The sequence below is a fragment of the Halorubrum sp. SD683 genome (assembly GCF_002135045.1).
In the GTDB taxonomy this organism is placed as follows: Archaea; Halobacteriota; Halobacteria; order Halobacteriales; family Haloferacaceae; genus Halorubrum; species Halorubrum ezzemoulense.
Window position 1 is genome coordinate 137 of sequence record NZ_NEWJ01000092.1, and the last position, 9,214, is coordinate 9,350.

Genomic DNA, 9,214 nt, shown 5'->3' on the forward strand with positions numbered 1-9,214 from the left:
GGCGGGCGGGAGGGACGCGGGCGCGGTGTGCGGCGCCGCCCGCGGGCCGAGCGTCGAGGAGATCAAGGGCATCGGCCCGGCGTACGCCGAGCGCCTCGCCGGGATCGGGATCGAGACGATAGACGATCTCGCCGCGGCGGACGCGGCCGCCGTGGCCGAGGGGACGAGCGTCGGCGAGAAGCGCGCCGCGACGTGGATCGACCGCGCGAGCGAGTTCTGACGGCCGGGACGGGTCCGGTCGACCGCAACTGTTTCACCGCCACCGCCGAAGAGAGTCGCATGAACCGAACGGTACGCACCGACCGGGGCCGGTTCCGCGCGGTCGCGGCCGCGGCGCCGGACGGCGCCCGGGTCCCGGTCGAACTCCGGGTCGACGTCGACGACCCCTTCGCGGCCTACCGCCGGGCGCGGCGCGGCCCCGGCGGCGTCTTCTACGAGACGACCGGCGGCCAGTCCGGATGGGGCTACTTCGGCGTCGACCCGGTCGAGCGGCTGACCGTCTCCGACGAGGCGGTCGTCGCGACCGCGAGCGGCGAGGGGAAGGGGTCGGGCGGCGACGCGCGGACGGCCTCCACCGGCGACTACCGGCGCCCGTCGCCCTCGCTGACGGCGCTAGAGGGACTCCTCGACGGCAAGATGCTGGCCCGCGGCGACTGCGACGTGCCGTACCCGTGCGGCGCGTTCGGCTGGCTCTCCTACGACGCCGCCCGCGACCTGGAGGACTTCCCGCCGCCGGCGTCCGACGGTCCCGGAGCGGTCGACGACCGCGGCCTCCCGCGGCTCCAGGCCGCGCTCTTCGACCGGATCGCGGCGTGGGAGTGCCCTGTCGACGCCGACGGCGGTTCCGAGTCCGTCACGCTCCGAGTCACCGCCTGTCCGCGCGTCCCGGCAGGACTCGACGACCCCGACGCCGACCGCGACGCGCTCGACACGGTATTCGACGGGGGCGTCGAGCGGGCGGCGGCGCTGATAGACCGTATTGAGGGTGGAGACCCGAGTTCGGGGCCAGTGCCCGACCCGGCCGCGGCCGGCGCGACCTTCGAGAGCGACGTGGGCCGCGAGGGGTACGCCGACGCGGTCCGCCGGGTCAAAGCGTACGTCCGCGAGGGCGACACGTTCCAGGCGAACGTCTCCCAGCGGCTGACCGCGCCCGCCGCGGTCCACCCGCTCGACGCGTACAACGCCGTGCGGACGGTGAACCCGGCCCCGTACTCCGGGCTGGTCGAGTTCGGCGAGCGCCCGAGCGGAGTCGACCTCGTGAGCGCGAGCCCGGAGCTCCTCTTGGAGCGCGAGCCGACCGACGACCCCGACCGCGGCGCCCGCCTCGTCACCGAACCGATCGCGGGGACGCGCCCCCGCGGGGAGACGGAGGCGGCGGACGCCAGGCTGGAGACCGAACTGACCGGCGACGAGAAGGAGCGCGCCGAACACGCGATGCTGGTCGACCTGGAACGCAACGACCTTGGCAAGGTGTCGCGGTTCGGTACCGTCGAGGTGAGCGAGTACCGCCGCGTCGACCGCTACAGCGAGGTAATGCACCTCGTGAGCCTGATCGAGGGGGAGGCGCGGCCCGACGTTGGGCTCGCGGACGCGGTCGCGGCCTGCTTCCCCGGCGGGACGATCACGGGCGCGCCCAAGCCCCGGACGATGGAGATCATCGACGAGCTGGAGCCGACCCGACGGGGCCCGTACACCGGGTCGATGTTCGCGGCCGGGTTCGACGGACGCGCGACGCTGAACATCGTCATCCGGACGCTCGTGCGCCGCGCCGCCGAGTACCACCTCCGGGTCGGGGCCGGGATCGTCCATGACTCCGACCCGGACGCCGAGTACGAGGAGACGCTCGCGAAGGCTCGGGCGCTGGTGAGCGCGGTCGACGAGGCGCTCGTCGGCGGCGAGATGGCGGTCGACGAACCCGCTGAGGGGGTGGCGGAGCGATGACGGTGGACGAGGCCGAGACGGGCGCTGGGCCCGATTCGGAGCCCGCGGCGGCGGGAGCCGGCTGGCGTCCCGGCGCTGGCGACGCCGACGCGCGGGTGCTCGTCGTCGACAACTACGACTCGTTCGCGTACAACCTCGTCCAGTACGTCGGCGAGGTCGCCGGCGCGGTGACGGTGCGCCGCAACGACGCGGTCGACCTCGCGGGGATCCGCGCGCTCGACCCGGACGGCGTCGTCGTCTCGCCCGGGCCGGGAACCCCGGCTGAGGCGGGCGTCTCGACGGCCGTCTTCGCGCTCGACCGCCCGGTGTTCGGCGTCTGTCTCGGCCACCAGGCGCTGTGCGCGAGCCGGGGGAGTCGGGTCGGCCACGCGCCGGAGGTCGTCCACGGGAAGCCCTCGACGATAACCCACGACAGCGAGGGCGTCTTCGCCGGCCTCCCCGACCGGCTCCGCGTCGGGCGGTACCACTCGCTCTCCGTCGAGCGCGAGGCCCTCCCGGACGAGCTGGTCGAGACCGCGCGAACCGACGAGGAGCGCGAGGTCGTGATGGGCGTGCGCCACCGCGAGAAGCCGCACCTCGGCGTCCAGTTCCACCCCGAGAGCATCCTCACGCCGCGCGGGAAGCGCATGGTCCGGAACTTCGTAGAGGTGTGCGAAGAGCATGAGTGACGACACCGACCGCTCGGCGGCGACCGGCGACGGCGAGCGACTGTACCACGTCGACGGCGACCTCGTCCCGGCCGCGGAGGCGACCGTCTCGGTGGAGGACCGCGGGTTCGCCTACGGGGACGCCGCCTTCGAGACGATGCGCGCGTACGGCGGCGACGTCTTCCGGTGGGACGCGCACGCTGCCCGGCTCGCCGACACCTGCGAGACGCTGAAGCTCGACCACGGGATCACCGACGCGGAGCTGAAACGCCGCGTCGACGAGACGCTCGCCGCGAACGACCTCGCGGACGCCTACGTCAGGCTCTCGATCACGCGCGGGACGCAGCCCGGCACGCTCGACCCGCGGCCCGAGGTCGACCCGACCGTGGTCGTCATCGCGAAGCCGCTCCCCCGGGGCGGCGTCGGGAGCGATCCGGTCCACGGCGGGCCCGCCGCGCTCCAGACGACCAAGACGCGCAAGCCCGCGAGCCGCGCGCTCCCGGCCGCGGCGAAGACGCACAACTACCTCAACGGAATCTTGGCCCGGCTCGAACTTCGCGTCACCGGCGCGGACGAGGCGCTCATGCTCGACCCCGACGGCAACGTCGCGGAGGGCGCGACCGCGAACCTCTTCTTCGCCGACGGGACAGCGCTCAAGACGCCCTCGCTGGACGGACCGATCCTGCCCGGTGTCACCCGGACGACGGTGATCGAACTCGCGGAGTCGGAGGGGATCCCGGTCGAGGAGGGGACGTACGCGCCGGACGCGGTCCGCGAAGCCGACGAGGCATTCCTCACGAACTCCACGTGGGAGGTCCGCCCCGTGGCGACCGTCGACGGCATCGCGGTCGACGGCGACGGCGAGGGGGTCGCCGGCCCGCTCACGACGCTCCTCTCGCGGCTGTTCGACCGGCGCGTCGAAGAGCGGTACTACGACGGTGAGCGGCTGTGACGGGCGGCGGCCGGGGAACGCGCAACGTTCAAGCCGGTCGCCGGCCTCCCACGGACATGGACGAGAGCCGCCGGATCGCCGGCGTCGAGGAGGTCCCGGAGGAGAGCACGCTGCTCGCGACGCTGCGCCCTGTCGACTCCGAGGCGGTCGACGAGGGCGAGGGCGACCTCGGCGAAGGCGAGGACGGCGCGCCGGAGGTCGAGGCGGTCCTCACCCGGGCCGCGGGCGAGGTACGCGCGTTCCGGAACTACTGCCAGCACTGGACGGACGTGCGCCTCGACAAGGACGACGGGGCCTTCGTGCGCAACGGCGAGGTGTTCTGCCAGAAGCACGGGGCCACGTTCGAGGCCGACGGCGGCTACTGTAACTTCGGGCCCTGCGAGGGGGCCGTCCTCGAGTCGGTGGGCGTCGCGGTGGCGGACGACGCGGTGTACCTCGACGACGACGCCTACGAGTTCGTCCGGCTCGGCCCCTCGGCCGGGAAGGGCGACGGTAGCGGCTCGCGGATCGACTTCACCGGGAACTGAGCCCTCGGCCGGCGAGCGCCGCCGCCGCCGCGCCCCGATCAGAAGCGCGTCCGACCGCCGCCGCCGGCGTCGTCGCGGCCGAGCGCCTTCTTCAGGAAGTTCATCCAGCGCTTCCGGTCCGCGGCCTCCTGCCGCTTCGCTTCCGTCTCCGGATCGGGGGCGTCGAGCCCCTCCAGCGCCTCCAGCGCGCGGTCGATCCCGATGATCGACGACGCCAGCGCCTCGCCCTCCTCGTAGCTCACCTCGTTCTCCTCGATCGGTTCGAGCCGGTCGAGGCGCTCGCGACGGAGGTTCCGCTTCGCGCGGTCGACGCGGTCGCGCTCGCCGGGCGGAATCGAGTCGCGGCGCTTGATCTCGAAGACGAACGACCGGAGGTCGATCGCCTCGCCCTGGATCTCGATCGACTCCGGGATTTCGACGCCGACCGTCGAGGACTCCCGGTTGACTCGTTCTAGGAGCTGTTTTCGCTCGTACTCCTTCACGCCCCCTCGGTAGGCAGCGGCCGCACTTCGCTCCTTCGCCCGGAGCGCGCCTGCCACCGAGTCGCCCCGGTGATCGGAAGGGACGAGGTTAACCGCGAGGCGTCGCAACGTGGGCGTATGGAACCGCTCGAAGCCGAACTCGCCGCCGCCCGCGACCTCGACGTCGCCGATCTCGCGGACGCCATCGAGTCCATCGGCTTCGAGTGTACGCGCTGTGGCGGCTGCTGTACCGGCTACGCCCCCGACGAGCCGGGCGGTGCGCCCGCGGGTGAGGGAGTCGACGAGACCGAGTCGGGCTGTCACGACGGTGCCGGTTCCGAGTCGGGCTGTCACGACGACGACGGCGACCGCGAGCCCCACACCGCGACCGTCTTCCCGGACGAGGTCCGCCGGGTCGCCGACGCCGCCGAAGCGGACTCCGGCGAGGCGTACGACTGGCGCGACGTGGCCCGACCGATGCCGTTCGGGCTGGAACCGGACGCCGACGGCGAGCCGCGCGGCGAGACGTTCGAGTGGGCGCTCGCGACCGACGGCTGCGGCGACTGTACCTTCTACGAGGAGTCGGACGGCGAGGGCGCGTGTACGGTCCACGACGCCCGGCCGCTGATCTGCCGGACCTACCCGTTCAGCGTCGCCCTCGACGGGACGAGCCAGCCGATGGGCGAGGCCGTCGACGAGGCGGGCGTCGTCCGCGCCCACGAGTGCGAGGGGCTCGGCCGCGACATCTCCCGCGATGACGCCGAGGAGCTGGCCGCCGCATTGAAAGAGCGCGCGGTGCGCGAACTGGAGGAGGCGATCGGCGTCCGCGACGGCTACGACCCGACCGCCCGCGAGCGGACCGACGGCGATGTCGTCGTCTTCGACTCCGAGGGCCCGAAGGCGGCCGACGGGACACTGATCGGCGACGGGTAGCGGGCGAGGTGCGGGCGCGGGCGCGGTCGTTCGGAGGGCCCGTCCGCAGCGTTCTCAGACCACGTCCAGCGCCGCGTCCACGTCCGCGCGGATCTGCTCGCGCTCGGCCTCGTCCGGGAGCGTGAGCGGCGGCCGGACGCGGGGGTCGGGGACGAACCCGCGGTGCGCGGCCGCGACCTTCGTCGCCGGCGCGAAGCCGTGGTCGGCGCAGCGGGCGAAAAGCGGCGCGACCGCGCGGCGATGGCACGCAAGCGCGCGGTCGTCGTCCCCGTCGCGGATCGCCTCGGCGAGCGCGACGAATACCTCCGGGATAACCTGCGAGAGGGCGTGTATCCCGCCGTCGACGCCGATGCTCGCGCTCGGGTAGAGCTGCGCGTCGACGCCCTGGAACACGGCGAAGGAGTCCGGCGTCGCGGCGACCTTCGCTTCGAGGTCGGTGAGGTCGCCGGTCGTGTCCTTCATGCCGACGACCGACTCGCGACGCGCCAGGCCGGCGAGGGCGTCGAGGTCGATCGACTCGCCGACCGTCGCCGGGATGTCGTACAGGAGCACCGGGAGCGGGGCGTCGTCGACGACGGCCTCGAGGAACGCCCGCTGGCCCGCCGGTTCGGTCGACGCGTGGTAGTACGGGAGGGTGACGAGCCCCGCGTCGGCCCCGGCCGCCGCGGCGGCCGACAGGTGGTCGCGGACCCGGGAGACCGCGGTGTCGGCCGCGCCGGCGATCACCGGGACTCGGCCGTCGGCCGCGTCGACGACCGCCTCGACCACGGTCCGGCGCTCGCCGTCGGAGAGGCTGGCGAACTCGCCCGTCGTCCCGCAGGGGGCCATCCCGTCGAGCCCGGCCTCGACGAGCGCGTCGACGTGGTTCGCGAGGGCATCGGCGTCGACGCCGCCGTCGGCGTCGAACGGCGTGACGATTGGGGGCGACACGGCGGCGCGCGGGAGGTCCATCTCGTCCATGCGCCCCGGTTCGACGGGGTGAGAAAAAGTCCTTGCCGCCGCGGAGGGGAGCGTCGGCGTCGAAAGCGCGACCTGGACCGCGCCGTCAATCGACGCTCACTGCCCCCGGATCGGGGTCGGTTCCGCGGTCGCGACCGCGGTACCCGTCGTACAGTCCGAGCCCGAGCGAGCCGAGCCCGAGGAGCAGGACGAGCAACTCCGCGATCCCGCCGACCCACGGGACGAGCCCGATCAGCGCGACCGCGACGACGCCGACGAGCAGGGCGAGCCACCGGCTCGGGCTGCCGAGCCGGCCGAGGATCAACGAGCCGAGGGCGTACTGTCCGTAGACGGACCCGACCCAGATCGCGACGCCGTAGGCCGCGAAGCCGACGAGCGCCAGCGGGAGCCCGACGATCGTGATCGCGAGGAGCAGGAGGGCGACCGGGGCGACGACGAGCGCGAGGATCCCGACCCCGCCGCTGACGAGCGGGTCGGTGCCGACGCGGTCTCCGACTCCCCGAGAGAATCGGGGGAACGCGAACAGGAGGACCGAACCCAGTACGAGGTTGGCGACGGCGCCGTAGACGGTGCCGACCCACGAGGGCAGGAAGTCACCGCCGCCGGCGATCCCGCTCCCGCCGCCGTCGCCGAGGCTCGGGTCCTCCACGACGCCGCCGGCGACCGACGCGTCCGGACTCCGGGTGAACGTCTCGGCGTCGTACCGGAACTCGCCGTCGACGGCCGCGTTCGGACCGAGGACGACCGAGTCGGCGCCCGCACGAACGTCGCCGCCAACCGCCCCGTCGACCGTTATCGAGCCCGCGCCGACGTCGAGCGAGCCGTCGATCCGCCCGGACTCCGTCAACTCGAAGGAGCCGGCCCCGACCTCGGCGTCGCCGCCGACCGTCCCCTCGACGACGACGGTCCCGGCGGCGGCCTGAACGTTCCCGCCGACGCGGCCCGTCTCGGCGATCCGGATCGACCCGGCCGCGCCGGAGACGTCCCCCTCGACGGTGCCGCGCACGACGATCGTCGCGGCCACGGTCTCGACGCCGTCGACCGTCTCGCCCTCGGCGATGACGACTGACCCGGAGGGGCTCTGTACCGACTGGGCCGCCGCGACTCCCGTCGCGAGCGGCGAGAGGAGCGCCACCGCCGCGAGGACGAGGGCGATCCGACGGCGCGTGCTGCTGTCTGAGCGGACCATACGCGAGGAATCTCTGTCGAAGTACATATGTGTATTTGTCAACTGGTATCGGACGGCTCGTTCGCGTCGAGCGGTTCCTCCAGCGTGCGAACGCGGACGCGGACCGGTCCGTCCGGTCGCGTGTTCACGCTCGCCCGCACCGAGAGGTCGGTCGTCACCGGCTCCAGCCGCAGCCGCCGGAGCAGCGTCGCGGTCGCGAGTCGGAGCTCCTGTCTCGCGAAGCGCATCCCGATACAGTGTCGCGGGCCGCCCCCGAACGGGAAGTACGCGTACTCGGGGCGCTCACCGACCGCCGGACCGGGAGCCTCGTCGCCGTGGACGGGCCCTCCCGCCTCGTCGCCGTCGGCGGGTCCCGCCGCCCCGTCGCGCAGCCAGCGCTCGGGGCGGTACGCGGTCGGGTCGTCCCACCACCGCCCGTCGCGGTGGACCGCCCACGGCGAGAGCGTCACGACGACCCCCGCGGGGACGCGGTACCCCCCGAGCCTCACCGCCTCGGTCGGCTCTCGGAAGAAGGTGTGGACGGGCGGATACAGCCGGAGCGCCTCGTCGACGGCCGCGGTCAACGCCGGGCACGCCCCGAGGTCGGCGGGGCGGGGGTCGCCGTCGAGCGCCGCGACCTCGCGCCGGACCCGCTCCTGAAATTCGGGTCTGTCGGCGAGACAGTAGAGCGCGTACGTGAGCCCGAGCGCGCTCGTCTCGTGGCCGGCGAACAGGAACGTCACCGCGTTGTCGACGAGCCGGTCGTCGTCCATCGCCCCGAGCTCCGCGGCCGCGACGAGCGTGCCGAGGAGGTCGTCCGCGGCGCCCGGGTCGGCGGGCGGGCCGGCCGCGCGGCGCTCGGCGACGAGCGTTCGGATCGTCGACCGGAGCGCCCCAATCCGCCGCCGGTACCGACGGTTCGCCGGGGTCGGCACCCATTCCGGGAGGAACGAGGTCATCCGCCCGGTGTCGAACCGCTCGGTGACGCTCTCGGCGGCCGCCCGCACGGTCTCGCGCTCCCGTTCGACGTCGCGCCCGAGCAGGCTCTCGGCGAGGACGGCGAACGCGTAGTCTGTCGCCGCGGCGTGGACGTCGACGACTTCGCCGTCGTCCCACTGCGCCGCCGCGCGGCGCGCGTGGTCGACCATCGCGTCGCCGTACTCGGCCACCCGCTCGCGGAAGAACGCGGAGCGTACGGTCGTCCGCTGCTCCCGCCAGTCATCGTCCTCCGCGAGGAACAGGCCGTCGCCGAGGAGCCCGCCGAGCCGGGATCGGGGCATCTCGCCCTTCTCGTACCGGTCGTGGTCGTCGACGAGCACTCGGCGGACGGCCGCGGGATCGGTGACGAGGTAGCTCTCCGTCCCGAACACGTCGTACCGGACGACGCCGCCGTGGGCCGCGGCGCGGCGCCCGTAGAAGCCGAGCGCGTCGCTCGCCAGTTCGTGGACGTTTCCGAGCCGCGGAAGCCCCCCGGGCGCCGGCGGACGCGGCGCGCCGGGTTCGGCCCCCGCACCGCGCTCCGCCACCCGACCGCAGCCGTCGGCGCCGCGATCGGTCCCGGGGCCGGCGCCACCGGCGCGCAGACCGCGCGCAAGCCCCGACCGGCCGGCCGCGCGTCCCGCCCG

At 74.0% G+C, this 9,214-nt stretch carries 10 protein-coding genes; 6 read left to right on the forward strand and 4 right to left on the reverse strand.

The annotated features are described in order from the left end of the window. The 5 genes from B9G49_RS14720 to B9G49_RS14740 form a co-directional block, all read left to right on the forward strand. Window positions 1-220: helix-hairpin-helix domain-containing protein (locus B9G49_RS14720; protein ID WP_233125226.1), on the forward strand; the 220-nt coding region annotated here is incomplete at its 5' end. Between the two features lie 59 nt (window positions 221-279). Continuing rightward, window positions 280-1,941, forward strand: a complete 1,662-nt coding sequence (locus B9G49_RS14725; RefSeq protein ID WP_086216872.1) for an anthranilate synthase component I family protein — start codon at window positions 280-282, stop codon at window positions 1,939-1,941. After that, on the forward strand, window positions 1,938-2,609 hold the full coding sequence (locus B9G49_RS14730) for an aminodeoxychorismate/anthranilate synthase component II (RefSeq protein WP_233125227.1): 672 nt from the start codon (window positions 1,938-1,940) through the stop codon (window positions 2,607-2,609). The genes B9G49_RS14725 and B9G49_RS14730 overlap by 4 nt, the downstream gene beginning before the upstream one ends. Next, window positions 2,602-3,540, forward strand: a complete 939-nt coding sequence (locus B9G49_RS14735; protein ID WP_049932352.1) for an aminotransferase class IV — start codon at window positions 2,602-2,604, stop codon at window positions 3,538-3,540. Before B9G49_RS14730 ends, B9G49_RS14735 begins: the two co-directional genes overlap by 8 nt. Window positions 3,541-3,596: 56 nt before the next feature. Continuing rightward, window positions 3,597-4,067 carry a Rieske 2Fe-2S domain-containing protein gene (locus B9G49_RS14740; protein WP_049932353.1) on the forward strand — a complete coding sequence of 157 codons (471 nt, stop codon included), beginning with the start codon at window positions 3,597-3,599 and terminating at the stop codon, window positions 4,065-4,067. A gap of 38 nt (window positions 4,068-4,105) precedes the next feature. Here the strand turns inward: B9G49_RS14740 and B9G49_RS14745 are convergent, their stop codons facing one another. Further along, a complete protein-coding gene (locus B9G49_RS14745) occupies window positions 4,106-4,549 on the reverse strand; it encodes a DUF5788 family protein (RefSeq protein WP_049932494.1) in 444 nt (147 codons plus the stop codon). Between the two features lie 117 nt (window positions 4,550-4,666). Between B9G49_RS14745 and B9G49_RS14750 the strand changes: the two genes are divergently transcribed. Beyond that, on the forward strand, window positions 4,667-5,461 hold the full coding sequence (locus B9G49_RS14750) for a YkgJ family cysteine cluster protein (RefSeq protein WP_086216873.1): 795 nt from the start codon (window positions 4,667-4,669) through the stop codon (window positions 5,459-5,461). 54 nt (window positions 5,462-5,515) lie between these two features. Here the strand turns inward: B9G49_RS14750 and B9G49_RS14755 are convergent, their stop codons facing one another. The 3 genes from B9G49_RS14755 to B9G49_RS14765 all read right to left on the reverse strand — a co-directional run bounded on the left by B9G49_RS14755 (window position 5,516) and on the right by B9G49_RS14765 (window position 9,115). Then, window positions 5,516-6,421 (reverse strand): dihydrodipicolinate synthase family protein, encoded by a 906-nt coding sequence (locus B9G49_RS14755; protein WP_086216874.1) that lies wholly within the window; start codon window positions 6,419-6,421, stop codon window positions 5,516-5,518. 85 nt (window positions 6,422-6,506) lie between these two features. Next, entirely contained in the window at window positions 6,507-7,610 is a 1,104-nt protein-coding gene (locus tag B9G49_RS14760) for a polymer-forming cytoskeletal protein (protein ID WP_086216875.1), read from the reverse strand. Between the two features lie 38 nt (window positions 7,611-7,648). Then, a complete protein-coding gene (locus B9G49_RS14765; RefSeq protein WP_233125228.1) occupies window positions 7,649-9,115 on the reverse strand; it encodes a cytochrome P450 in 1,467 nt (488 codons plus the stop codon). Between the last annotated feature and the right edge of the window lie 99 nt (window positions 9,116-9,214).

Bases quoted from the DNA above. Each gene is read 5' to 3' on its own strand.
- B9G49_RS14755 (WP_086216874.1), bottom strand. From the start codon at position 6,421: ATGGACGAGATGGACCTCCCGCGCGCCGCCGTGTCGCCCCCAATCGTC.
- B9G49_RS14730 (WP_233125227.1), top strand. From the start codon at position 1,938: ATGACGGTGGACGAGGCCGAGACGGGCGCTGGGCCCGATTCGGAGCCC.
- B9G49_RS14750 (WP_086216873.1), top strand. From the start codon at position 4,667: ATGGAACCGCTCGAAGCCGAACTCGCCGCCGCCCGCGACCTCGACGTC.
- B9G49_RS14760 (WP_086216875.1), bottom strand. From the start codon at position 7,610: ATGGTCCGCTCAGACAGCAGCACGCGCCGTCGGATCGCCCTCGTCCTC.
- B9G49_RS14725 (WP_086216872.1), top strand. From the start codon at position 280: ATGAACCGAACGGTACGCACCGACCGGGGCCGGTTCCGCGCGGTCGCG.
- B9G49_RS14735 (WP_049932352.1), top strand. From the start codon at position 2,602: ATGAGTGACGACACCGACCGCTCGGCGGCGACCGGCGACGGCGAGCGA.
- B9G49_RS14740 (WP_049932353.1), top strand. From the start codon at position 3,597: ATGGACGAGAGCCGCCGGATCGCCGGCGTCGAGGAGGTCCCGGAGGAG.